Origin of the sequence: Luteimonas terricola (genome assembly GCF_004352845.1) — a bacterium.
Taxonomy (GTDB): Bacteria; Pseudomonadota; Gammaproteobacteria; order Xanthomonadales; family Xanthomonadaceae; genus Luteimonas; species Luteimonas terricola.
In genome coordinates this window covers 170,067-192,153 of record NZ_SJRX01000003.1, presented here as the reverse complement: position 1 = coordinate 192,153, position 22,087 = coordinate 170,067, and the positions used below count along the sequence as shown (strand labels likewise).

The window sequence follows — 22,087 nt, the reverse complement described above, 5'->3', positions numbered from 1 at the left end:
GCATGCGCGCCTTACTTGAACTCGGCAGCCCAGTAGGCCTCGATCTGCGCCACCAGTTCCTCGGGCAGCGGCACGTAGTGGAGTTCGCTGGCCTGCGCCTGGCCGCTCTCGAAAGCCCACTTGAAGAAGTCCAGGGTGGCCCTGCTGCGCGCCGGGTCCTTGGGCTGCTTGGGCATCAGCATGAAGTTGGTGGCGGTGATCGGCCACGAGTCGGCGCCCGGGGCGTCGGTGATCACCAGGTTGAAGTCGGTGGCCGAGGCCCAGTCCGCGGTACGTGCGGCGGCCGCGAAGCTCTCGGCGCTGGGTTCGACGAAGTTGCCCGCGGCGTTCTGCATCGATGCGTAGGGCATGGTGTTCTGCAGCGCATAGGCGAGCTCGACGTAGCCGATCGCGCCCTTGATCTGCTGCACGTACGAAGCTACACCCTCGTTGCCCTTGCCGCCGACGCCCAGCGGCCAGGAGACCGAGGTGCCTTCGCCGACCTGGTCCTTCCACGCCGGGCTGGTCTTGGACAGGTAGTTGGTGAAGTTGAAGCTGGTGCCCGAGCCGTCGGAGCGGTGGACGATGTTGATCTTGCCGTCGGGCAGGGCGAGGCCGGGGTTGAGCGCGGTGATGGCCGGCGCGTTCCAGGTTTCGATCTTGCCGAGGAAGATGTCGGCCAGCACCGGACCGGTCAGCTTCAGCGCGCCCGGCGCCAGGCCTTCGATGTTGACCACCGGCACCACGCCGCCGATCGCCGACGGGAACTGGCCCAGGTTGGCCTCGGCCAGTTCTTCGCTCGACAGCGGCATGTCGCTGGAGCCGAAGTCGACGGTGCCCTGCTTGACCTGGGCGATGCCGCCGCCCGAGCCGATGGACTGGTAGTTCACCTGGCGGCCGGTCGCGGCGTTGTAGTCGGCCGACCACTTCGACACCAGCGGATAGATGAAGGAGGCGCCGGCACCGGACACCTGGTTGGCGATGGCCTCGCCGCTGGCGTCAGTGGTCGGGGCGTTGCCGGAGGGCTGGCAGGCGACGGCGAACAGCGCCGACGCGAGCGCGAGCGAGACGAGGCGCAGCTTGGGGAGGGTCATGGCGGGGTTCCGTTGTGGCGGGTGCCGCGATGCGGCGTAGGCCCATTGGATGATGTTTTTGTGACAGCTTCATGACGATCGCCGCTCCGCACCGCCAGCGGGCGCCGGAAACCGGAAAAAATCGGGCCCGCGAGGGCCCGGAAATGAAGCTTCAGTGTCAGGAGAGGAGGGGTGTCGTGGCTGGAGCACCGCTGCGTGGATCCAGGCGGTGGCGAGCCTCGACGTCATTCAACCCCTTGCCGGTGACCCGAGGATGTCGGATTGGTGACGTTCCGGTGACAGCTGTCCGGGCGCCTTCAGTAGCTGCGGCACTGCCGGAAGCGGACCTGCCTGCCGCTGTCGGCCGGCGGAGTCAGCTGGATGCGCGACGAGGCCAAGGCCGGATAGCGCAGCACCAGGGGGCAGATCGCAGCGAAGGGGTCGGCATCGGTATCAAGCACGAACACCTGCAGTGTCGATGCGCTGGTCCAGAGGGCGCGCGTCACTTCGGGCAGGGTCGCCACGGTGCTGGCCAGCTCGCGGCGCTGTGCGTCCAGCGTGGCGGCGTCGGGTTCGGCCACCGGTCCGGCCGGCTCGACGGCGGCCGCACGGCCCGGATCCGCGCTCGCAGCCGGGCTGGAGGCCGCGGCTGCGAGGGACGGGCGCGGCGCAGGCACTATCGCGAACACGGCCGCGCCGGCGATCAGCGCAAGCAGCCAGCCCGTCAGGCTGCGCGCGCGCGCGCGTTTCACGGCGGCGGCCCGGATCGGGTCCACGGCGGCGGCCGGCAGCAATGGCCGCAGCTCCGGCCACAGCGAGGCGCCATCCATGAGTTCGACCGGCTGCCCGCGCGCGGCCCTGCGAGCCTCGTCGTCGATCCGTCCCTGGGTGACCAGGAGCCCGCCGGCGGCGCCGGCGACCCCCATCTCGGCGGTCAGCCCGTTCACTGCGGCGCGACCGAGGACGAAGGCGCTGCCGTGTTTGGTCGACAGCAGCCAGTGGTCGCCGTTGCGGACCAGGGTGTAGTCGCTGTCGCCGGCGGCGGACTCGTGGTCGACCAGGCGGTGGTAGCCGCGCCGCGACAGGGCTTCGAGCACCACCCGGATGAACTCGCGCCACGACATCGCCGACAGCGCCGCGATGCCGGCGGCGGTCTCGTCGCGCCGCCGCAGCGGTCCGCGGGCGAGCCAGGTCGCAGCGCCGCCGATGGCGAGCGCGACCACGATTGCAAGCAGCCACTGCAGCATGGGTATCCCGACGTCCGTTCCCCGAACGGCCAAGCATAGACGCATGCCGGCGCCCTGGCACGGGGACGCCGGTCAGGCGAAACGTTCGTCCAGCACGCGCCGGATCCCGGACTCGATCGGGCCCTGCATCGCGGCGAGCAGGAAGCCCAGCTCGGCGGTGACGTGCACCTCGCCGGGCAGCAGCGCGATGCGGCCATCGACGCCGGGGCGGTTGAACTCGAGCACGTCGCCCTGCCAGCGGCAGTCGACGCCGAACTTGTCGACGAGCTTGTCGGCGACCTGTTGCACGGCTTCGCGCGCGCGCTCGGGCGACAGCTGGTGCGGGTGGTGGATGTCGATGCCTGCCATGGCCTGTTCCGCGTGGTGGGGGCGCTATTCTGGCTGCGCGGCGCGCACGATCCAAGCGCTGCTGCATGCTAGATTCCTTCGCCAATGGACAGCCTCAGACTCCGCTTCGATCCCGGCGACGACGACCATCCCCTGGCCGTGGGCGTGCATGGCGTGGGCCGCACCGCCGACGGCGGCGGGCTCGGACTGGTCGAATCGTCGCCGATCGTGAACTTCTGCGTCGACCGCCGCGGCGTCTGGCTCACCGTGCCCGAAGGCACGCGCGGCGTGCACGTCAACGGCCGTCCGGTGCTGCGCATGGCCATGCTGCGCCTGGGCGATGCGGTATTCGTGGACGGCAGCGGCATCCGCCTGGTGTCGGCGCAGCCGCCGCGCCAGCCCGAGGCCGGCTTCGGCGACAGCACCGGCGAGGCCGGCGACGTGCGCGTGGTGCTGCGCGGCGTCGGTGGCCACTATCACGGCCGCAGCTTCACCCTGGAGCGCCCGCGGCTGGTCGGCCGCGCACCCGAAGCGGACATCCGCATCGACGAGGCTGCCTTCGCCGAGCGCCACGCGCGGCTGGAGGTGCTGCGCGGTGACGTCGTGCTGCGCGACCTCGGCTCCGCCGAAGGCAGCCAGGTCAACGGCGAGGCCGTGCGTGACGCGGTGCTGCAGCCCGGGGACCAGGTCGTGTTCGATGCCCATCACCGCTTCGTGCTCGAGGCCCCGTCCGGCGCGCGGGCATCCGTCGCCGCTGCCGCGGTCGTCCCGGACGCCGCCGCGCCGAAGGCCGGTGGTGGCGCCATGCGCCTGCCGTGGCTGCTGGTCGCGGCGGTGCTGCTGGCCGGATTGCTGGCGCTGCTACTGCTGTTCGGCGCGGGTTGAGGCAGGAGCAGAAGCAGGGGCACGCTGCGCGACCAGCCTGCGTCGCCGCCAGGCCAGGCGCCAGCCCAGCAGGGCCGCCAGGATGGCCGCGTACAGCAGCGGCTCGCGGACGTCGGACTTCACCACCCACCAGAAATGCAGCACCGCCAGCGCTGCGATGGCGTAGACCAGGCGGTGCAGCCGGCCCCAGTTGCGGCCCAGCCGCCGCATCCAGCCGCGGGTGGATGTCACGGCCAGCGGCAGCAGCAACAGCCAGGCGGCGAAGCCCACGGTGATGTAGGGCCGCTCCACGATCTCGACCAGCACCTGCGCCCACCAGCCGCGCAGGTCGAGCACGAGGTATGCCGTGAAGTGCAGGCTGGCGTAGGCGAACGCCCACAGCCCGAGCATGCGCCGGAAGCGCAGCAGCAGCGGCTGTTTCAGCACCTGGCGCAGCGGCGTCACCGCCAGCGTGACCAGCAGCAGGCGCAGCGCCCAGAGCCCGAGTTCGTGTTCGATGGCAGCCACCGGCTCGGCGCCCAGCGCGTCGATGTCGGCACCGCTGCCGACCTGCCAGGCCTGCCAGCCCAGCAGGGCGAGCGGCGTCAGTGCCAGCGCGTGGACGGCGGCCTTGGCCGCCACGACGGCGCGCTCAGCACGCATGCTCAGTACGCATGTTCAGTACCAGCGGGCAAGGTCCATGCCTTCGTACAGCCCGGCGACCTGCTCGGCATAGCCGTTGAAGGGCTGCGTCCGGATGCGGTCGGCGAACAGCCGGTTGCCCCCGCCGGCGATGCGGCGTTCGCTCGCCTGGCTCCAGCGCGGATGGTCGACGGCCGGGTTCACGTTGGCGAAGAAGCCGTACTCGCGCGGCTGCATGTCGTTCCAGGCCGTGCGTGGCGCCTTGCTGGTGAACTCGATCGCCACGATCGACTTGATGCCCTTGAAGCCATATTTCCACGGCACCACCAGCCGCAGCGGCGCGCCGTTCTGCTGCGGCAGCGGCTTGCCGTACATGCCGGTCACCAGCAGGGTGAGCGGATGCATGGCCTCGTCGATGCGCAGGCCCTCGCGGTAGGGCCAGTCGAGGATCGGCGCGCGTACGCCCGGCATCTGGCGCGGATCGGCGAGGCTGGTGAAGGCGACGAATTTCGCATCCGAGGTCGGCTGGAAGCGTTTGAGCACCTCGCCCAGCGGAACGCCCAGCCAGGGGATGACCATGGACCAGCCTTCGACGCAGCGCATGCGGTAGACGCGCTCCTCCGCCACCAGGCCTTTCAGCAGGGTTTCCAGCGGGACGGTGCCCGGCTTCGCGCACGCGCCGGAGACCTGCACCGACCAGGGGGAGGTCACCAGCGTCTTCGCTGCGCGCGAGGGGTCGGCCTTTCCGCTGCCGAACTCGTAGAAGTTGTTGTAGGAGGTCGCGTCTTCGTAACGCGTCTGCGGCTCGTCGGTCATGAAGCCGGTGGCGCTGCCGGTGCGGGCCGCGCCGGCGCGGGGCGCGTCGACCGGTGGGGGCGGTTCGGCGCCGCGGCAGCCGGCCACGGCCAGGGCCGGCAGGGCCGCGAGCGTCCCGAGCAGGCGCCGGCGCCCGCGGTAGACGGTCTCGTCGGTGATGGACGAGCCGGGAAGGGAGGGAAGGCGGCCGGGGGGCATGCGCGGCTTCCTCGCTGCTGTCTGGGCATTCCATCCTACGCCGTGGCGCGACCTGCGTCGGTGCTGCATTGCGGCATACTGGCTCGCCATCCTGTCGAACGAGGTGTACACGATGTCGCGCGCATACAACTTCAGCCCGGGGCCGTCCACGCTTCCGGAGTCCGTGCTGCACCAGGTGCGCGACACCCTGCTCGAGTACGGCAACGCCGGCGCCTCCATCGTCGAGATCAGCCACCGCGGCCCGGAGTTCCTGGACATCGCGGCCCGCGCCGAGGCCGACCTGCGCGCACTGCTGTCCATCCCCGATGACTACGCCGTGCTGTTCCTGCCCGGCGGCGCGACCACGCAGCAGGCACTGCTGCCGCTGAACTTCGCTGCGCCAGGTCAGCGCGCCGACTACGTGCTGACCGGCCACTGGGGCCAGGTGGCGACGAAGCAGGCGCGGCCCTACGTCGACCTGAACATCGCCGCCAGCAGCGAAGCCGGTGGTTACCGCAGCATTCCGCCCGCGTCGGAGTGGCGCCTGTCGGCCGATGCCGCCTATGTCCACGTCACCGCCAGCGAGACCATCCACGGGGTCGAGTTCCGCCCCGCCGCGCCCGGCGGCCACCCGTTCCCGGACACCGGCGATGTGCCGTTGTTCGCCGATTTCAGTTCGAGCATCGCGTCCGAGCCGATCGACGTGTCGCGCTTCGGTGCCATCTACGCCGGCGCGCAGAAGAACCTCGGCCCGGTGGGCATCGGCGTGGTCATCGTGCGCCGTGAGCTGCTGGAACGGGCCGGCCAGCCGCGCGCCGACATCTTCGACTACCGCCTGCAGCTGGCGGCGGAGTCGATGCTCAACACGCCGCCGACCTGGAACTGGTACGTGGCCGGCCTGACGTTCCGCTGGATGCTCGACGAGGGCGGGGTGGAGGTATTCGCGCGTCGCAACGAGGCCAAGGCCAAAGCGCTGTACGCGGCCGTCGATGCGTCCGGCGGCTTCTACCGCAACGACGTCGATCCCGCGGTGCGCTCGCGCATGAACGTGCCCTTCCTGCTGTCCGATCCTGCGCTGGACGACGCGTTCCTGGCCCGGGCCCACGACGCGGGCCTGATCGGCCTCAAGGGCCATCGCGTGGTTGGCGGCATGCGCGCTTCGATCTACAACGCCATGCCGCTGCAAGGCGTCGAGGCACTGGTCGCCTTCATGCACGATTTCCAGCGCCGCCATGGTTGAAGACGACGGCGAAGGACAGGCCGGCAGCAGCGCACGGCCGCTGAAGACCGACCTTGCGGCGGTGCGCGCACAGATCGACGGCATCGACCGCGAGATCCAGGCGCTGATCGCCGAGCGCGCGCTGTTCGCGCGCCAGGTCGGGCACGCCAAGGGCAAGCTTGCCGCGGCGGTGGAGTATTACCGGCCCGAACGCGAGGCGCAGGTGCTGCGGCGGGTGGTCGACCGCAACCAGGGGCCGCTGTCGGACGCGGTGCTGGTGCGCCTGTTCCGCGAGATCATGTCGGCCTGCCTGGCGCAGCAGGAGCCGCTGAAGGTCGGCTACCTCGGGCCCGAGGGCACGTTCTCGCAGCAGGCGGTGCAGAAGCACTTCGGTCACTCCGCGCTCGGGCTGCCGCTGGCCAGCGTCGAGGAGGTATTCGACGAGGTCGCGTCGGGCGCCGCCGATTTCGGCGTGGTGCCGGTGGAGAACTCGGGGCAGGGCACGATCCAGTCCACGCTCGACATGTTCCTGACCTCGCCCCTGATGATCTGTGGCGAGGTCGAGCTGCGGGTGCACCAGTACCTGATGTCGCGGACGGGACGCATCGAGGACATCGAGCGCATCTATTCCCACGGCCTGTCGCTGGCCCAGTGCAAGAACTGGCTGCGGCAGCACCTGCCGCTGGCGGAGAAGCTGGCGGTGTCCAGCAACGCCGAGGGCGCACGTCGCGCGCGCAATGCCGACGACGCCGCGGCCATCGCCGGTGAGAGCGCGGGCCAGGTCTATGGCCTCAAGGTGGTTGCCGGGCCGATCGAGGACCGCAGCGACAACACCACCCGCTTCCTGGTGCTCGGGCGCGCCGCGTTCCCGCCGTCCGGGCACGACCGCAGCTCGTTGATGGTGTCGATCCGCGACCAGCCCGGTGCGCTGTACCGGATCCTCGAGCCGCTGGCGCGGCATGGGATCAGCATGAACCGCATCGAGTCGCGGCCGGCGCACGGTGCGCTGTGGGAGTACGCCTTCTTCATCGACGTCGGCGGCCACGTCGACGAGTCGCCGCTGAAGGACGCGCTGGCCGAGATCGATGTCTTCGCCGGCGACGTGCGCGTGCTGGGCTCGTATCCGGTGGCGGTGCCATGAGAAACGGCGGCACGGCGGTCGCCGGGGATCGTCCGGGCTGGGTGGCGTCGCGCGGCGGCGCGCTGTCCGGCGAATTCGCCGTGCCCGGAGACAAGTCGATTTCGCACCGGGCCGTGATGCTCGCCGCGCTGGCCGATGGCGACTCCCGGATCGACGGCTTCCTGGAGGGCGAGGACACGCGCGCCACCGCTGCGATCTTCGCGGCCATGGGCGTCGGCATCGAAGCCCCGTCGCCGTCGTGCCGCATCGTGCACGGTGTCGGCATCGATGGCCTGCGGCCGCCGGCTGGTCCGCTCGACTGCGGCAACTCCGGCACCGCGATGCGCCTGCTCGCAGGGCTGCTTGCCGGACAGCGCTTCGACAGCGAACTCGTGGGCGATGCCTCGCTGTCGCAGCGGCCGATGCAGCGCGTGGCGGCACCGCTGCGCGCGATGGGCGCGGCGATCGACTCCGACGACGGCGGCCGCCCGCCCTTGCGCATCACCGGCGGGCGCTTGCTGCGCGGCCTGGATCACGAGACGCCGGTGGCGAGCGCGCAGGTCAAGTCCGCGATGCTGCTGGCCGGCCTGTACGCCGGGGGCGTGACCGGGGTGCGCGAGCCGAGGCCCACGCGCGACTACACCGAACGCATGCTGGCGGCCTTCGGCTGGCCGGTGGACTTCGCGCCGGGCAGGGCGCGCCTCGACGGCGGACACCGCCTGCAGGCCCGGGACATCGCAGTGCCCGGCGACTTCTCGTCGGCAGCGTTCTTCATCGTGGCCGCGACCCTGGTGCCGGGCTCGTCCCTGGTGCTGCGCTCGGTCGGCGTGGATCCGCGGCGCACCGGACTGATCGATGCGCTGCGCACGATGGGCGCCGACATCCGCGAGCTCGACCGCCGCGAAGGCCTCTGCGGGCCGGTGGCCGACATCGCGGTGCGCCACGCGCCGCTGCGCGGCATCGAGCTCCCGGTGGCGCTGGTGGCCGACATGATCGACGAGTTCCCCGTCTTCGCCGTGGCCGCGGCCTGCGCCAGCGGCAGCACCCGCATCAGCGGCGCCGCGGAACTCAGGGTGAAGGAATCCGACCGCATCCGCGCCATGGCCACGGGCCTGCAGGCGCTGGGCGTGGACGTGCGCGAGTCGCCGGGCGGCATGCGCGTGGAGGGCGGGCGACTGCGCAGCGGTGCCGTCGACAGCCTGGGCGACCACCGCATCGCCATGGCGTTCGCGGTGGCGGCACAGCTTGCGGACGGCGAGGTCGCGATCGACGACGTGGCCAACGTCGCGACCTCGTTCCCCGGCTTCGAGACGCTGGCGCAGGCCGCCGGATTCGGCCTGCGCCGCGCCTGAGCCTTCGCGCTACTGGGCGTCGAGGCGGAAGGTCACCGGGACCTCCACCCGGGCTTCGACCTTCCTGCCGCCGCGCACGGCCGGCTCGAAGGTCCACTGGCGCACCGCGTCGAGGGCTGCGCGGTCGAGGTCGCGGTTGCCGCTGCGGCGCACGACATCCACTTCGCTCGGCCGGCCGTTGGCATCGACCAGGATGCCGACCAGCACCGTGCCTTCCGCACGGTCGCGGTACGCAGCCACCGGGTACTCGGGCTGGATGCGATTGGTCAGCTCGGGCTCGCTGTCCGGTCCGGTCGAGGATGCCGGCTCCGGAGCCCGCACGCGCGCCTCGCGGCGCACATCATCGGCGGCACGCTCGCGCTCCGCCGCCGCGTCCCGGGCATCACCGACGTCGACCGCGGGCGGCGGCAGCGGTTCCGGTGCGGTGGAAACGCCGGCGCGCTGGTTGTAGATGAACCAGCCGAACGCGAGCAGCGCCAACAGCAGCACGATCCAGAGCAGGGGTGTAGCGGACTTGCGGTCGGATTCCGGCGGTGGCGGTTGCTCACGGGGCGGATCGGGGATGTTCGGGTTCGGATCGGACATCGTCGGCTCCTTGGTCTGCACGTGCAGTAGGGGGAGCCTTCCACACGTGAGGTTGAGGCCGCGTATGCACGCGCCCCCTGTTCAGCCGCCGCTGTCGAAGTTGATGGGCACCGTCACCACGCCGGCGACCGGAGTGCCGTCACGCATGGCCGGGCGGAAGCGCCAGCGCTGGACCGCGCGCTGGGCGGCGCGGTCGAGGTCGCGGGAGCCGCTGCTGGCGGCGACCTCGACCCGATCCGGGACCCCGCGGGCGTCCACGTGGATCCGCAGCAGGACCTCGCCGGACTCGCCGCGGCGCAGGGCGCGCGCGGGATAGCTCGGGCCGGGCGATCTGATCGGAACCGGCGAGCTGGCGGAAAGCTCGACCGGGGGCGCGGCCGCGGCGGGACCGTCCCGGGGGATGGCCTGGGCCGCGGGAGCGCCGGGAGCTGCCGGCTCCCACGGCTCCTCGAGGCGGGCGCCGGACGCGGGTCCCGCGGGAATGGCCTCATCGCTGGACGCTCCCGACGCGGGCGGCGCGGGCAGCGGCTTGAAGGCCGGGCCAGAGGCCGCCGGTGGCTGCTGGTCGGGGCGGTAGAGGTCCCCGTTGTCGCGTTGGGCCAGCCAAAGCATGACGAAGACGGCCAATCCGAGCACGAGGCCGGCGGCGACGATCCACCAGCCGCGGCCGCTGGGAAGGGGGAGGGTATTGCGTCTGGACTCTGCGCTCATGCTCGCCGGTTCTCGTCGCGTGGCCCCGATTCTGCCACGGGCCATCCGGCAAACGCGTTCGCGACACGCGATAATCCACGATCCGACACTCGACGAAGCGACCAATGCTCGATCCCAACCTCCTGCGCCACGATCCCGCCGCGCTTGCCCTGCGCCTGCGCCAGACCCGCGGCTTCGAGCTCGATGCCGCCGCGCTCGAGCACCTGGAGTCCGAGCGCAAGGCGCTGCAGGTGCGCACCCAGGAACTGCAGAACCTGCGCAACACGCGCAGCAAGGAGATCGGCATGCTCATGGGGTCGATTGCCCGCCTCAGGGCGACCGAAGAACACGATCAAGCCGATTCCAATCTCGCGAAGGCGGAAGAAATCAAAGCCGAGGTGTCCGGTTTCGGCAACGAACTGAAGGCCTCGGAGGTCGAGCTGGAGCGCATCCGCGTCGACCTGGACGCGATTGCCCTCGGCATCCCCAACCTGCCCGACGATTCGGTGCCGGCAGGCGCGGACGAATCGGGCAACGTCGAACAGCACCGCTGGGGTACGCCGCGCAGCTTCGACTTCGAAGTCCGCGACCACGTCGACCTTGGCGCCCGCAACGGCTGGCTCGACGGCGAGGCCGCCGCGCGCCTGTCCGGCGCGCGTTTCACCGTGCTGCGCGGCCAGCTCGCGCGGCTGCACCGCGCGCTTGCCCAGTTCATGCTCGACCTGCATGTCAACGAACACGGCTACGAGGAAACCAGCGTGCCGGTGCTGGTGAACGCCGACGCCATGCGTGGCACCGGCCAACTGCCGAAGTTCGAGGACGACCTGTTCGCGACCACCGTGGGCGAGGGCGAGGCGGCGTCGAAGCGCTACCTGATCCCGACCGCCGAGGTGCCGCTGACCAATCTTGTCGCCGACGCCATCGTCGAGGCCGATCGCCTGCCATTGCGCATGGCGGCGCATTCGATGTGCTTCCGCGCCGAAGCCGGCGCCTATGGCCGCGACACCCGCGGCATGATCCGGCAGCACCAGTTCGAGAAGGTCGAACTGGTGTCGGTCACCCGGTCCGACGCCAGCGACGACGAACACGAGCGCATGACCCGCTGCGCCGAAGTGGTGCTCGAGCGCCTCGGCCTGCCGTACCGGCGCATGCTGCTGTGCTCGGGTGACATGGGCTTCGCTGCGCGCAAGACCTACGACCTGGAGGTCTGGCTGCCTTCGCAGCAGACCTGGCGCGAGATCTCCTCGTGCTCGAACTGCGGCGATTTCCAGGCCCGACGGATGCTGGCGCGCTGGCGCGGCGAGGGCGGCAAGCCCGAACCCGTGCACACCCTCAACGGCTCCGGCGTGGCCGTCGGCCGCGCCCTGGTGGCGGTGATGGAGAACGGGCAGCAGGCCGACGGGTCGATCACCGTGCCCGAGGCGTTGCGGCCGTACATGGGTGGCCTCGAAGCGATTTCCTGAGGTCGCCATCCCGGGAAGCCTGCGGGTAGGGCGGCTCGTTGCCAGGAGTTCTGCCCTTCAATGGGATGACGCCGACTACCGCTGTGGCGTCGCGCTGTTCCGCGGGTCTATCGTTGCATTTTTAGCAGTTTCCTGATCAAATATTGCCCCATTGTTCCAGTGGAGCCGTATGACATGCAGGATCTGAACGATCTTTACTACTTCGCGATGGTCGTCGACCACGGTGGCTTCGCGGCCGCCGAGCGCGCTCTGGGGATCCCCAAATCGCGGCTGTCGCGGCGCATCAGCCAGCTCGAGACCGAACTCGGCGTCCGGCTGCTGCAGCGCTCCACCCGCCGCTTCGCGGTGACCGATGTCGGCCAGAGCGTGTATCGCCATACGCAATCGATGCTCGCCGAGGCCACGGCCGCCCGCGAGGTGGTCGACCGCCTCAGCGCCGAGCCCCGCGGCGTGGTTCGTGCCAGCGTGCCGGTGGGCCTGGCGCAGCAGCAGATGCCGCAGCTGCTGCCTGAATTCCTCGCCCGCTACCCGCAGGTCCGCGTGCAGATGCACGTGAACAACCGTCGCGTCGACGTCATCAACGAGGGTTTCGACGTCGCCATCCGCGTGCGCAACAAGCTCGACGACGACGGCAGCCTGGTGATGCGCAGCTTCGGCCAGATCCAGGAGCTGCTGGTCGCCAGCCCGACCTACCTCGACCGCGCCGGCCGCCCCGCCACGCCCGAGGAGCTCAACGACCACACCACCATGACCATGAACGAGGACGAGGTCCGGCAGCGCTGGGACCTGCAGGGTGCCGATGGCGAAATACGCCGCATCGATCTCAAGCCACGCGTGGCCGGCGGCGACTTCCCGATGCTGATGGCGCTCGCACGCCAGGGCCTGGGCATCACCATGCTCCCGGAAACGCTGTGCGCCGAGGCCGTGCGCAACGGCGAACTGGAAGTCGTGCTGCCGCAGTGGCGCCTGCCGCAGGGCATCGCACACCTGGTGTTCGCTTCGCGACGCGGCCTGCTGCCGGCGGTGCGCGTGTTCATCGACTTCCTGGCCGAGAAGCTGCCGCCGCTGATCGAAGCTTCGCGGCTGGACTGCGAGAACTGCGGCCGCGATGCACATGAGGCCAAGCCGGCCGTGGCTGCCTGAACCGGCGCGCCGCGGTGTCGCGTCGTGCGACAATCGCCGCCGCGGCAGCTGCAGGCGTCGGATACGTCGCCTGCGTGCTGTAGGACGATGCCGTGCAAAGTCCCCGGAAGAGTGGCCGAGCGGTTGAAGGCACCGGTCTTGAAAACCGGCAACGGGAAACCGTTCGTGGGTTCGAATCCCACCTCTTCCGCCAAGGATCCTGCTGATTTCGTGGTTTTTGATCACAGGTTGTACGCATGGTCACATTGCATCCGGGACTGTGTCGCCACTTCGCTTGCGGCACCCCTGCGGCACGGCGTAGCCTCCTTGCCAGGGGTTAACGAACGCGTCATGAGGGGACAAGGATGACCATCAGGGTCTACGTGGTGGATGACCACGCACTGGTACGCGCCGGGATGCGCATGATCCTGTCGGCAGAGGCCGACATCGAAGTGGTGGGCGAAGCCGAGTGCGGCGAAGACGCCCTGCCGGAGATCCGTGCGCTCAAGCCCGACATCGTGCTTTGCGACCTGCACCTGCCCGGCGTCAGCGGGCTGGAGGTGACCGAGCGCATCGTGCGCGGCGAGTACGGGCCGAAGGTGATCGTGGTGTCGGTGCTCGAGGACGGGCCGATGCCCAAGCGCATGATCGCCGCCGGCGCCGCCGGCTACGTCGGCAAGGGCGGTGACGCAAGCGAGCTGTTGCGCGCAGTGCGCGAGGTGTCTTCGGGGCGCCGGTTCCTGGCGAGCAAGGTCGCGCAGTCATTGGCACTGTCGGGGCTGGATGCGACGGAGTCGCCGTTCGACGCGCTGTCGCCGCGCGAAACCGAGGTTGCGATGCTGCTGATCCAGGGCATGCGGCAGGAAGAGATCGCGCGCCGCCTCAGCCTCAGCGCCAAGACCATCAACACGCACAAGACGCGGCTGTTCGACAAGCTGCAGGTGCACGACAGCATCGCGCTCGCGCGCCTGGCCAGCCAGTACGGCATGGCCGACCCCGCGCACGCCATCATCTAGCGCGCGCGGGGGGGGGGTGGCCTGCGATCAGGCGCCCTTGGGCGCCTGGTCGTCCTGCTTCGCTTCTTCTTCGGCCGCTGCTTCAGCCGCGGCATCGGCCGCATCGGCAATATCGGTAGCGGGCACGTCAGCGACGGCTGCGGTGTCGTGCGCGGGCGCGTCGATCGCCGCTTCCGGCAGGACCGGCTCGACCGGATCGATGGCGTCGAACAGGCCGCGTGGTGCCTTGGATGCAGGCGTGGGCACGGTCGCCGGAGTCGAATCCACTGCCTCCGCGGCCGTCGCTTGCACCTCGTTCGCAACGTCGGTGGAGGCCGACGCCGGTTCGGACCTGACAGCTTCCGCCGGCTGGACCGCCACGGGTGCGTCCACCACGGGCTCAGCGTGCGGGACGGAATCCGCATCCACTGCGGCCCCCATCTTCGGAGTGGTTTCCGCCACTGCTGCAGGCATCGTCGCGGCGGCGGCTACCTCGGCCGGGCCAGAATCGACCTGGGCGATGTCCATCGATCCGGCTTGGGCCTGCCTTGTTTCGACCTGGCCGGAATCGCCGTGCTCTGTCGGAGCGTTGTCCGGTCGCGTGGACGGCTCCCGTGCCGGCGGCGACGAAGTCTCCGCGGATACGGCTGCAGGTGCAGCTGCAACTCCAGCCGTGGTTGCGGCAATCGCGGCGGCAGCGGGGGTAGCGGGGGCAGGGCGCGCAGGCGCTGCCTCGTCGGTGAAGTCGAACTCGGGCTGCGAGCTGCGTGCGACCGGCAGTTCGGCGGCATCTTCGGCCGTCTCGCCGTCCACCGACGACGTGCTTTCGGCGGCGCTGCCTTCACCGTTGCCACGGCGACGGCGACGGCCGCCGCGACGACCGCGACGGCGCTTCTGCGTGCCGTCGCCGGCATCCTCGTCCGCGTTGGCGGCGAAGCCGCCGGCCCCGGTGGTCGCAGGCCCGGTCTGGTCCGTCCCGTCGGCCGCAGTCGCCCCGGGGTCGAGCTGGCGGGCGTCATCGGCCTGCACCGTCCTGTCGGATCCGGCGTCCTGCGTGGCGACTGTGGTCATAGCGGCCGCAGTGGTGGCGGTGGCGGCGATGGCTGCCTCAGCGGTCTTCTTCTCGGCCACGTCCTGGGTGCCGGTTTGGCCGTTGCCTGCGGACGCCTGTGACTGCTCGCCGCGGCGCTGGCGGCCCTGCGGGCTGCGCTCACCCTCGGCCCGTTCGGCGCGCTTTTCACGCACGGGCTTCTCGCGCGGCGCCTTCTGCGCCACGGCCTCGCCGTTCTGGCCGGTGGGCTTGGCTTGCCTGCCGGCGCCCTGACCCTGGCCTTGCTCGCCGCCGCCGCCGCCGCGACGACCGTCGCGACGACCGCCGTTCCTGCCGCCGCGGCCGTCGCGCTCCTGACGCGGGCCACGCTCACTGCGCTCGCCACGGCGCTGGCTGCCGGAGGACGTCTCCGCGGCCGGCTTCTTCGGGGTGCTCGCGTCCGGCTGGCCCGCGAACAGACCCTTCAGCCAGCCGACGATGCCGCCGCTGGCCGCGACCGGCACAGCGACGGGTGCCGGAGCAGGCGCAGCTGCCGGCGCCGGCTCGGGGCGCGGCTCACGCATGGGCGCCGGGCGCGCGTGCTGGACCTTGGTGACCGCGGCTGCGGGCACGTTGAGGTTGGCCTTGGTCAGCGCGATGGTCGCCACCTTGCGCGGGGTGCCGCGGCGGTAGCTCGGCTTCGAAGACTCCTCGTCGAGCTCGTTCGTGCGCAGGCGGGTGACCTCGTAATGCGGCGTGTGCAACTGCTCGTCGGAGACGATCACGATCGGTGCGTCGTGGCGCGCCTCGATCTCGGCCAGCGCGCGGCGCTTCTCGTTGAGCAGGTAGTTGGCGATCTCCACCGGGGCCTGCACCAGCACCTGTCCGGTGCTGTCCTTCATCGCGTGCTCTTCGGCCAGCCGGATGATGGCCAGCGCCAGGGACTCGACGCTGCGCATGCGGCCGTGGCCCTCGCAGCGCGGGCAGACGATCTGCGTGGACTCGCCGAGGCTGGCGCGCAGCCGCTGGCGGCTCATCTCCAGCAGGCCGAAACGCGAGATGCGGCCCAGCTGCACGCGCGCGCGGTCGTACTTGAGCGCGCCCTGCAGGCGGTTTTCCACTTCGCGCTGGTGCTTGTTGGACGACATGTCGATGAAGTCGATCACCACCAGGCCGCCGAGGTCGCGCAGGCGCAGCTGGCGGGCCACTTCATCGGCCGCCTCGAGGTTGGTGTGGAACGCGGTCTCCTCGATGTCGCCGCCCTTGGTGGCGCGCGCCGAGTTGACGTCGACCGCGGTCAGGGCCTCGGTCTGGTCGATCACCAGCGCGCCGCCCGAAGGCAGGCGGATGGTGCGCTCGTAGGCGTTCTCGATCTGCGACTCGATCTGGAAGCGGTTGAACAGCGGGACGTCGTCGGTGTAGTGCTTGAGCTTGCGCAGGTTGTGCGGCATCACCTGCTCGACGAACTCCTTGGCCTCCTCGTACATCTCCGGGGTGTCGACAAGGATCTCGCCGACGTCGGCGCGCATGTAGTCGCGCAGGGCGCGGATGATCAGCCGCGACTCCTGGTAGATCAGGAACGGCGCGGGCTTGCTCAGCGCGGCGCTGGCGACCGCCTTCCAGATCGACAGCAGGTAGTCCAGGTCCCACTGCAGCTCTTCGGCGTCGCGGCCGACGCCCGCGGTGCGGATGATCACGCCCATGTCGTCCGGGATCGCGAGCGCGTCCATGGCCTTCTTGAGCTCGGCGCGGTCGTCGCCCTCGATCCGGCGCGAGACGCCGCCCGCGGTCGGCGAGTTCGGCATCAGCACCATGTAGCGGCCGGCCAGTGAGATGAACGTGGTCAGGGCGGCGCCCTTGTTGCCGCGCTCGTCCTTGTCGACCTGGACCACCACTTCCTGGCCTTCGCGCAGGAGCTCCTTGATGCCGGCCTTGTTGTGGTCGACGCCGGAGGCGAAGTAGTCGCGTGAGATTTCCTTCAGCGGCAGGAAGCCGTGGCGCTCACCGCCGTACTCGACAAAGGCGGCCTCGAGCGAGGGCTCGATGCGGATGATCCGGCCCTTGTAGATGTTGGACTTCTTCTGCTCTTTCGAGGGTTGCTCGATGTCGATGTCGTACAGGTTCTGGCCATCGACGATTGCGACGCGCAGTTCTTCTGCCTGCGTCGCGTTGATCAGCATGCGCTTCATTGTTGCGTTCCTCGCGCGCTCTCGCACGCGGAACGCCGGGGCGTTTCGCCTGGATGTGGCCTGCCGCCGGCGCGCGAGCGCCTGGCGACCCTGGTTGCTTCCAGCGCTGCACACCACGGCGGGCCGCGGGAGCGCTTGTTTCCATATCGCACAGTTTCGGGCCGGCGGCCGCGCAGGAATCCTTGGGGGAAGGCCTGCGCGCCGCACGGGACATGTTCAGCGCCGGTGCCGTGGCACCGGGCGATCACAGGACCTGCCGCCCAACCGCTAACATGTCTACCCCGAGGGCAGTGGCCGCGCGCTGGAGGGACTCGCGGAAGACCGGCTTTTGGCCGGGGAACTTCCAGCGAAATCAGGGCCTTATCTCGCTCGGCGAGTGTAGCAGAAAAGAATTCAGCCAGGACGCTCCAAAACGGCGTCCGTCCACAGCCCCCAGACAGCCCCCAGGAAGCACCCGATGACCGATCCAGGCAGGACCCCAGCGACCGGCGGCGTACGCCTTGTCCGCATTTCCGACGACCGCGACGGGCAGCGCCTGGACAACTTCCTGCTGGGCTACCTGAAGGGGGCGCCGCGCTCGCTGGTCTACAAGATCGTGCGCAGCGGACAGGTCCGCGTGAACGGGGGCCGGGTCCGCGCCGACCGTCGTCTGGAAGGGGGCGACGAGGTCCGGATCCCGCCGGTGCGGACCGAGGATCCGGCGGAAAAGGGCAGCCCCGCGCCCGGTCTGCTCGAGGCGATGGCCGCGAGCATCGTGTTCGAGGACGCCCGCCTGCTCGCGATCAACAAGCCTTCGGGCGTCGCCAGCCACGGCGGCAGCGGGATCAGCTTCGGCGTCATCGAGACCCTGCGCGCCCTGCGTCCGAACCAGGAGCTGGAGCTTGTCCACAGGCTCGACCGGGACACCTCGGGCCTGATGGTGGTGGCCAAGAAGCGCTCGGCCCTGACCGAGCTCCAGGCGCTGATGCGCGAGGACGCGGGCGCCGGACTGCGCAAGCGCTACCTCGCGCTGCTGCTGGGCCGGATGCCCGACGGCGTCATGAGCGTCGATGCGCCGCTGCACGTGGGCCTGCGCCAGGGCGGCGAGCGCCACGTGCAGGTGGATCCCGCGGGCAAGCCCTCGCTCAGCCATTTCCGCGTGCTCGAGCGCCGCGGTGGGCAGTCGTACTGCGAGATCAGGATCGAGACCGGGCGGACCCACCAGATCCGCGTCCACGCCCGGCACATCGGCCACGCCGTGGCCGGCGACGACAAGTACGGCGACGCGGAGGCCAACCGCCGGCTGCGCGACAAGATCGGGCTGCGCCGGCTGTTCCTGCACGCGACATCGCTGGAATTCGCGCTCGATGCCGGGCGCGCGCCCTACGTACTCAACGCGCCGCTGGCGCCGGAGCTGGCCGAGGCCCTGGACCGGCTGGCCTGACTCAGGCCGCCAGTTCGTCCGTGCGCGCGGCGCAGATGAAGTCGTTTTCGCTCAGGCCGCCGACGTCATGGGTGGACCAGCGCACTTCGCAGCGGTCGTAGTGCACGCCGAGGTCGGGGTGGTGGTCCTCCCGGTTGGCCATGTGCGCCAGCGCGTTCACGAAGGACATCGTGTGGCGGTAGTCGGGGAAGCGGAAGGTGCGTACCAGCGCCTTGCCTTCCTCGGCCAGGGTCCATTCGGGCACGTCGGGCAGGAGTTCGCGGACGCGGGCGTCGGCCAGGCGGTGCTCGGAACCGCGGCGCGGCAGGCAGTGGGCGCGGGCGAGGGGGATGAGGTCGGACATGGTCGGCTCCTGCTGGATCGGCCCGGCTGCTGAACGCTGCGCGGCGCACGGCCGGCGACCGTTGCCGGCAAACCCGGGCGGGGCGGCTAGAATACCCCCATGATCCAGATCTCAGATTCCGCCCAGACCCATTTCCGCAAACTGGTCGAGCGCGAGGCCGTGCCCGGCATGGGCGTGCGCCTGGCCGCGATGCGACCCGGCACGCCGCAGGCCGACGTGCGCCTGGAGTTCGCTGCGCCCGATGAACTGCGCGGTGACGAATGGGCGCTCGACTGCGAGGGCTTCACGCTCTGGCTCGACGCCGAGAGCGTGCCCTTCCTGGAGGGCGCGGAGATCGACTACACCGCGCTCGCCACCGGCGGCCAGCTGCAGATCCGCGCGCCGCGGATCAAGGGCGTGCAGCCCGGCGACGAGGCCTCGCTGGTGGAGCGCGTGCGCTGGACGATCGAGCACGTGGTCAATCCGCAGCTCGCATCGCACGGCGGCCACGTGACAGTGAAGGAAGTGAGCGCCGAGGGCGTGGTGGTGCTGAGTTTCGGCGGCGGCTGCCACGGCTGCGGCATGGCCGACGTGACCCTGAAGCAGGGCATCGAGAAGACCCTGCTCGAACAGGTCCCCGGCGTGACCGCGGTGCGCGATGCCACCGATCACGACAGCGGCGCGGCGCCGTACATCCCGCGCGCGTCGGCCTGATCCCACGACGCGCTTCGACTGCGACGGATGTTCACCTCCGCCGAACTGATCGAAGCGCTGCGCCGCCGCATGCGGCGTTCACTGCGCCCACCGCCGCCGCCGGGTGAGTTCCCGCCGGGCTGGCGCGACTGGTTCGCGGCCATGGCCGCGCAGCCCGGGCGCGTGGCGGGGGCCGCCGCGGGCGATATCGTCGCGGTCGTCGCCGCGCGCGGGCCCGCGGTATCGTCGGATGTGGTCCAGGCATTGGGCCGCTGGCGCGCCTTCACTTCCCTGTGGCGCCAGGACTGGCAGCCCGCCAGCCGCGACGAGCGCTGGACGCGCATCGCGTCGATGTCGGCGACCTTGCTCCTGCACCTGCTGTTCGCGGTCATGCTGGCGTGGCTGATGTTCACCCGTTTCCATTTTCCCGGCGCCGTGGAGGATGCCCGCGACGGCGAGGAGCACGTGCTGCAGGTCGAATACATCGGCGAAGGCACGCCTGCCGATACCGGCGGTGGTGCGCCCGAGGCGCCGGTGGAGTCCCCGGACGCGCCGGCTCCCGCCGCTGCGCCGGCATCGACGGCCAGCGTCGCGCCGTCCGTGCCCGCGCCCGAAGCGGCGCAGGTGCCGGTAGATGCCCCGCCGGAAGCGGCGCCCGACGTTCTCCCACCGCCCCTGCCCGAGCGCGAGCTCACCATCGAGCTGCCGGAGCTCGCGCCGCCATCGGTGCCCGCGCGTCAGGAGCTCCAGGTCACCGAGGTGGACATTCCAGACAGCCGCTTCGTGGTGCCGCCGCCGCGTGACCTGGCGGTCGAAGTGCCGGAGGCCGTGGCACAGGACGTGAGCGTGCGTCGCCGCGACATCGACGTCGAGGCGACGACGCGGGTGCCGGTGCCGACCGTGCGCGTGCCGCGCGAAGTGGAGGCCTCGGTGCGCGACGCTGCGCCGCAGGGCGTGGCAGTGGTGGAACGTCGGATCGAACTTGCCGAGGTCGCCGACGTGGCGATCGAGCCTTCCCGCAGCCTGCCCGCCGCCGCGATCCGCCAGGTGCCGGTGGAGGCGCCCGCGGTGCGCACGCGCGAGGTGCCCATGCCTTCCGCACGGCCGGCGCCTGCGACAGCGGGGGCCGGGGACACGGCGCGCGGGCAGGCATCGTCAACCGACACGCGCACGGTCGCTGGCGAGGGCAGTGCGGCCGCCCCCGCCGCGACGCCCCCCGGCGGCCGCCCGGATGCCGGCAGTGGAACGCGCAGCACGGGCATCGCGCCCGGCGCGGGCCAACAGCCCGGCCAGCCGCCGGGTGCCATGCCCACCACGCGTGCCAGCGACGACTGGGGCGATTCCACGCGCCACGTGCCGGGGCGCCAGGCGGGCACGCCGGGTGCATCGGGCCTGTTCAACGCCGACGGCAGCCCTCGGCTGGCGGACAGCGGGCGTGTCGGCGGCGGGTTGCCGCCGGGCACCATCACCGAGGACTTCGAGAACATCGATCGCCACGGCACCTGGCTGAAGCGCCCGCCTTACGACTACGAGCCGACCGCGTTCGACCAGTTCTGGCTGCCCGGCGAAGACCTGCTCGAGGAATGGGTCAGGCGCAGCGTCACCGAGGTGCTGATCCCGATCCCGGGAACCACCAAGACGATCCGCTGCGTCACGGTGCTGCTCGCGCTCGGCGGCGGCTGCGGCATCGTCGATCCCAATCTGCAGGAACAGCCCGCGGGCGCGCGCAAGCCGCCGGACGTGCCGTTCAAGCGCGAACTGCAGGAAGACCAGGAGAGCCTGGGTCCGCCGCCGCCGGAATCCTGAGCCTGGACGTCACGAAGCCCGCGCAGGGCGGGCTTCGTGGACGGCTGCTGCCTGGCGTGGGCCTCAGTTGATGCTGTGCACGCCGTGCAGGTCGCGGATCTGCGCCGGCTGCGACGCGAAATACGCGGCAAGGTCGGCGATCTGCTGGTCGTCGAGGTCGCGGGCCTGGCTGGACATCAGCGCGTGGTCGCGCTCGCCGCTGCGGTAGGCCTGCAGCGATTGCGCGAGGTAGTCGCGGTACTGGCCGCCGAGCTTCGGATAGGTCGGGTCGAGCGGGCTGTTGCCGTCGGCGCCGTGGCAGTCGATGCAGGACTGCCCGGTGGCGGCGCCCTTTTCGTTGGCCTTGAGCTCGCCGTCGGCGATGCGGCCTGTGGGCAGGGCGTTGGCGGTCTGGGCAAGCGCCGTGCCGGGTTCGGCGGGCGCGCCGCCGCAGGCCACCAGCAGGAGGCTGGCGCCGAGCGCTGCGGCGAGGCCGAGTGCGGAAGTCTTCATGGAGCGGCTCACTGCGTCAGGCCCGAGAGAAAGGCGGCGATGTCGGCGATGTCCTGGTCGGAGAAACCCTGTGCCTGGACTTCCATCGTGGGGTGCTTGCGCGTGCCCCGGCGGTACTCGGTGAGTGCATTGACCAGGTACTCGGTGGACTGCCCGCCGATCTTCGGCACGTGGTAGTGCGGATAGGCGTTCTTGTAACCCTCGATGCCATGACAGCCAACGCAGGTGTAGGTCAGCCCGCGGCCGCTGTCGGCATCGCCGACAGCGGTCTGCTGCGCGAGGGCGGCGGGTGCGTGCACGGCGAAGGCAAGGGCAAGGCAGGCGGCGATCGGCAACGGTCGCATCATGTCGGGTTCCGCGTCCTGTATCAGTGGGTAGGGATAGGCTGGTGCCGGCGACATCCCCCGTCGCAGGCCATCGCTGCAGTATAGCGACGCAGCGGAGTCCTGTTAAAGGTCGCG

21 protein-coding genes and 1 tRNA gene are annotated in these 22,087 nt (G+C 70.7%); 11 read left to right on the top strand and 11 right to left on the bottom strand.

Annotated features, from left to right (window positions below):
- Positions 1-11: 11 nt before the first annotated feature.
- The 3 genes from pstS to E2169_RS08390 all read right to left on the bottom strand — a co-directional run bounded on the left by pstS (position 12) and on the right by E2169_RS08390 (position 2,647).
- Positions 12-1,073 carry a phosphate ABC transporter substrate-binding protein PstS gene (pstS, locus tag E2169_RS08400; protein ID WP_132986175.1) on the bottom strand — a complete coding sequence of 354 codons (1,062 nt, stop codon included), beginning with the start codon at positions 1,071-1,073 and terminating at the stop codon, positions 12-14.
- 296 nt (positions 1,074-1,369) lie between these two features.
- Positions 1,370-2,299: a restriction endonuclease gene (locus E2169_RS08395; protein ID WP_165942373.1), complete on the bottom strand. Its 930-nt coding sequence runs from the start codon at positions 2,297-2,299 to the stop codon at positions 1,370-1,372.
- Between the two features lie 72 nt (positions 2,300-2,371).
- On the bottom strand, positions 2,372-2,647 hold the full coding sequence (locus tag E2169_RS08390; RefSeq protein ID WP_132986173.1) for a polyhydroxyalkanoic acid system family protein: 276 nt from the start codon (positions 2,645-2,647) through the stop codon (positions 2,372-2,374).
- 84 nt (positions 2,648-2,731) lie between these two features.
- On the opposite strand from E2169_RS08390, the gene E2169_RS08385 reads away from it, so the two are divergent.
- On the top strand, positions 2,732-3,511 hold the full coding sequence (locus tag E2169_RS08385) for an FHA domain-containing protein (RefSeq protein WP_132986172.1): 780 nt from the start codon (positions 2,732-2,734) through the stop codon (positions 3,509-3,511).
- Here E2169_RS08385 and msrQ read toward each other — a convergent pair.
- On the bottom strand, positions 3,488-4,153 hold the full coding sequence (gene msrQ / locus E2169_RS08380) for a protein-methionine-sulfoxide reductase heme-binding subunit MsrQ (RefSeq protein WP_132986171.1): 666 nt from the start codon (positions 4,151-4,153) through the stop codon (positions 3,488-3,490). The two genes, E2169_RS08385 and msrQ, sit on opposite strands and share 24 nt — an antisense overlap.
- A 15-nt stretch (positions 4,154-4,168) precedes the next feature.
- Positions 4,169-5,146 carry a protein-methionine-sulfoxide reductase catalytic subunit MsrP gene (gene msrP / locus E2169_RS08375; RefSeq protein WP_132986170.1) on the bottom strand — a complete coding sequence of 326 codons (978 nt, stop codon included), beginning with the start codon at positions 5,144-5,146 and terminating at the stop codon, positions 4,169-4,171.
- 112 nt (positions 5,147-5,258) lie between these two features.
- On the opposite strand from msrP, the gene serC reads away from it, so the two are divergent.
- The 3 genes from serC to aroA are packed head-to-tail and all read left to right on the top strand — an operon-like array spanning position 5,259 to position 8,816.
- The gene (gene serC, locus E2169_RS08370) at positions 5,259-6,365 is read left to right on the top strand and encodes a 3-phosphoserine/phosphohydroxythreonine transaminase (protein WP_132986169.1); all 1,107 of its coding nucleotides are present in this window, start codon (positions 5,259-5,261) and stop codon (positions 6,363-6,365) included.
- On the top strand, positions 6,358-7,485 hold the full coding sequence (gene pheA / locus E2169_RS08365; RefSeq protein ID WP_132986168.1) for a prephenate dehydratase: 1,128 nt from the start codon (positions 6,358-6,360) through the stop codon (positions 7,483-7,485). Before serC ends, pheA begins: the two co-directional genes overlap by 8 nt.
- Positions 7,482-8,816 carry a 3-phosphoshikimate 1-carboxyvinyltransferase gene (gene aroA, locus E2169_RS08360; RefSeq protein WP_132986167.1) on the top strand — a complete coding sequence of 445 codons (1,335 nt, stop codon included), beginning with the start codon at positions 7,482-7,484 and terminating at the stop codon, positions 8,814-8,816. The genes pheA and aroA overlap by 4 nt, the downstream gene beginning before the upstream one ends.
- A gap of 9 nt (positions 8,817-8,825) precedes the next feature.
- Here the strand turns inward: aroA and E2169_RS08355 are convergent, their stop codons facing one another.
- Positions 8,826-9,401, bottom strand: coding sequence for an energy transducer TonB (locus tag E2169_RS08355; protein ID WP_132986166.1), 576 nt, complete (start codon positions 9,399-9,401; stop codon positions 8,826-8,828).
- An 81-nt stretch (positions 9,402-9,482) separates the two neighbouring features.
- Positions 9,483-10,112 carry an energy transducer TonB gene (locus E2169_RS08350; RefSeq protein ID WP_165942372.1) on the bottom strand — a complete coding sequence of 210 codons (630 nt, stop codon included), beginning with the start codon at positions 10,110-10,112 and terminating at the stop codon, positions 9,483-9,485.
- Positions 10,113-10,216: 104 nt separating this feature from the next.
- On the opposite strand from E2169_RS08350, the gene serS reads away from it, so the two are divergent.
- The 4 genes from serS to E2169_RS08330 all read left to right on the top strand — a co-directional run bounded on the left by serS (position 10,217) and on the right by E2169_RS08330 (position 13,692).
- Positions 10,217-11,554, top strand: a complete 1,338-nt coding sequence (gene serS, locus E2169_RS08345; protein WP_132986164.1) for a serine--tRNA ligase — start codon at positions 10,217-10,219, stop codon at positions 11,552-11,554.
- A 174-nt stretch (positions 11,555-11,728) separates the two neighbouring features.
- Positions 11,729-12,697, top strand: a complete 969-nt coding sequence (locus E2169_RS08340; RefSeq protein ID WP_132986163.1) for a LysR family transcriptional regulator — start codon at positions 11,729-11,731, stop codon at positions 12,695-12,697.
- 105 nt (positions 12,698-12,802) lie between these two features.
- Positions 12,803-12,890: transfer RNA gene (locus tag E2169_RS08335), tRNA-Ser, on the top strand.
- A gap of 151 nt (positions 12,891-13,041) precedes the next feature.
- Positions 13,042-13,692 carry a response regulator gene (locus E2169_RS08330; protein ID WP_132986162.1) on the top strand — a complete coding sequence of 217 codons (651 nt, stop codon included), beginning with the start codon at positions 13,042-13,044 and terminating at the stop codon, positions 13,690-13,692.
- Between the two features lie 27 nt (positions 13,693-13,719).
- On the opposite strand, the gene E2169_RS08325 is transcribed toward E2169_RS08330, so the two are convergent.
- On the bottom strand, positions 13,720-16,890 hold the full coding sequence (locus E2169_RS08325; protein ID WP_132986161.1) for an Rne/Rng family ribonuclease: 3,171 nt from the start codon (positions 16,888-16,890) through the stop codon (positions 13,720-13,722).
- A 457-nt stretch (positions 16,891-17,347) separates the two neighbouring features.
- Between E2169_RS08325 and E2169_RS08320 the strand changes: the two genes are divergently transcribed.
- Positions 17,348-18,313 (top strand): RluA family pseudouridine synthase, encoded by a 966-nt coding sequence (locus tag E2169_RS08320; protein ID WP_132986160.1) that lies wholly within the window; start codon positions 17,348-17,350, stop codon positions 18,311-18,313.
- Between the two features lies 1 nt (position 18,314).
- On the opposite strand, the gene E2169_RS08315 is transcribed toward E2169_RS08320, so the two are convergent.
- Complete coding sequence (locus E2169_RS08315; RefSeq protein ID WP_132986159.1) at positions 18,315-18,656, bottom strand: 4a-hydroxytetrahydrobiopterin dehydratase; 342 nt, start codon at positions 18,654-18,656, stop codon at positions 18,315-18,317.
- 99 nt (positions 18,657-18,755) lie between these two features.
- On the opposite strand from E2169_RS08315, the gene E2169_RS08310 reads away from it, so the two are divergent.
- Together E2169_RS08310 and E2169_RS08305 are read left to right on the top strand one after the other, a co-directional pair.
- Complete coding sequence (locus E2169_RS08310) at positions 18,756-19,349, top strand: NfuA family Fe-S biogenesis protein (protein WP_132986158.1); 594 nt, start codon at positions 18,756-18,758, stop codon at positions 19,347-19,349.
- A 27-nt stretch (positions 19,350-19,376) separates the two neighbouring features.
- Positions 19,377-21,134 (top strand): hypothetical protein, encoded by a 1,758-nt coding sequence (locus E2169_RS08305; RefSeq protein WP_132986157.1) that lies wholly within the window; start codon positions 19,377-19,379, stop codon positions 21,132-21,134.
- Between the two features lie 63 nt (positions 21,135-21,197).
- On the opposite strand, the gene E2169_RS08300 is transcribed toward E2169_RS08305, so the two are convergent.
- Together E2169_RS08300 and E2169_RS08295 are read right to left on the bottom strand one after the other, a co-directional pair.
- Positions 21,198-21,626, bottom strand: coding sequence for a c-type cytochrome (locus tag E2169_RS08300; RefSeq protein WP_132986156.1), 429 nt, complete (start codon positions 21,624-21,626; stop codon positions 21,198-21,200).
- Positions 21,627-21,634: 8 nt separating this feature from the next.
- Positions 21,635-21,970 carry a c-type cytochrome gene (locus E2169_RS08295; protein ID WP_132986390.1) on the bottom strand — a complete coding sequence of 112 codons (336 nt, stop codon included), beginning with the start codon at positions 21,968-21,970 and terminating at the stop codon, positions 21,635-21,637.
- Between the last annotated feature and the right edge of the window lie 117 nt (positions 21,971-22,087).

Excerpts from the sequence above, each read along its gene's own strand:
- pstS (WP_132986175.1), bottom strand. The coding sequence starts at position 1,073 with ATGACCCTCCCCAAGCTGCGCCTCGTCTCGCTCGCGCTCGCGTCGGCG.
- E2169_RS08395 (WP_165942373.1), bottom strand. The coding sequence starts at position 2,299 with ATGCTGCAGTGGCTGCTTGCAATCGTGGTCGCGCTCGCCATCGGCGGC.
- E2169_RS08390 (WP_132986173.1), bottom strand. The coding sequence starts at position 2,647 with ATGGCAGGCATCGACATCCACCACCCGCACCAGCTGTCGCCCGAGCGC.
- E2169_RS08385 (WP_132986172.1), top strand. The coding sequence starts at position 2,732 with ATGGACAGCCTCAGACTCCGCTTCGATCCCGGCGACGACGACCATCCC.
- msrQ (WP_132986171.1), bottom strand. The coding sequence starts at position 4,153 with ATGCGTGCTGAGCGCGCCGTCGTGGCGGCCAAGGCCGCCGTCCACGCG.
- msrP (WP_132986170.1), bottom strand. The coding sequence starts at position 5,146 with ATGCCCCCCGGCCGCCTTCCCTCCCTTCCCGGCTCGTCCATCACCGAC.
- serC (WP_132986169.1), top strand. The coding sequence starts at position 5,259 with ATGTCGCGCGCATACAACTTCAGCCCGGGGCCGTCCACGCTTCCGGAG.
- pheA (WP_132986168.1), top strand. The coding sequence starts at position 6,358 with ATGGTTGAAGACGACGGCGAAGGACAGGCCGGCAGCAGCGCACGGCCG.
- aroA (WP_132986167.1), top strand. The coding sequence starts at position 7,482 with ATGAGAAACGGCGGCACGGCGGTCGCCGGGGATCGTCCGGGCTGGGTG.
- E2169_RS08355 (WP_132986166.1), bottom strand. The coding sequence starts at position 9,401 with ATGTCCGATCCGAACCCGAACATCCCCGATCCGCCCCGTGAGCAACCG.
- E2169_RS08350 (WP_165942372.1), bottom strand. The coding sequence starts at position 10,112 with ATGAGCGCAGAGTCCAGACGCAATACCCTCCCCCTTCCCAGCGGCCGC.
- serS (WP_132986164.1), top strand. The coding sequence starts at position 10,217 with ATGCTCGATCCCAACCTCCTGCGCCACGATCCCGCCGCGCTTGCCCTG.
- E2169_RS08340 (WP_132986163.1), top strand. The coding sequence starts at position 11,729 with ATGCAGGATCTGAACGATCTTTACTACTTCGCGATGGTCGTCGACCAC.
- E2169_RS08330 (WP_132986162.1), top strand. The coding sequence starts at position 13,042 with ATGACCATCAGGGTCTACGTGGTGGATGACCACGCACTGGTACGCGCC.
- E2169_RS08325 (WP_132986161.1), bottom strand. The coding sequence starts at position 16,890 with ATGAAGCGCATGCTGATCAACGCGACGCAGGCAGAAGAACTGCGCGTC.
- E2169_RS08320 (WP_132986160.1), top strand. The coding sequence starts at position 17,348 with ATGACCGATCCAGGCAGGACCCCAGCGACCGGCGGCGTACGCCTTGTC.
- E2169_RS08315 (WP_132986159.1), bottom strand. The coding sequence starts at position 18,656 with ATGTCCGACCTCATCCCCCTCGCCCGCGCCCACTGCCTGCCGCGCCGC.
- E2169_RS08310 (WP_132986158.1), top strand. The coding sequence starts at position 18,756 with ATGATCCAGATCTCAGATTCCGCCCAGACCCATTTCCGCAAACTGGTC.
- E2169_RS08305 (WP_132986157.1), top strand. The coding sequence starts at position 19,377 with ATGTTCACCTCCGCCGAACTGATCGAAGCGCTGCGCCGCCGCATGCGG.
- E2169_RS08300 (WP_132986156.1), bottom strand. The coding sequence starts at position 21,626 with ATGAAGACTTCCGCACTCGGCCTCGCCGCAGCGCTCGGCGCCAGCCTC.
- E2169_RS08295 (WP_132986390.1), bottom strand. The coding sequence starts at position 21,970 with ATGCGACCGTTGCCGATCGCCGCCTGCCTTGCCCTTGCCTTCGCCGTG.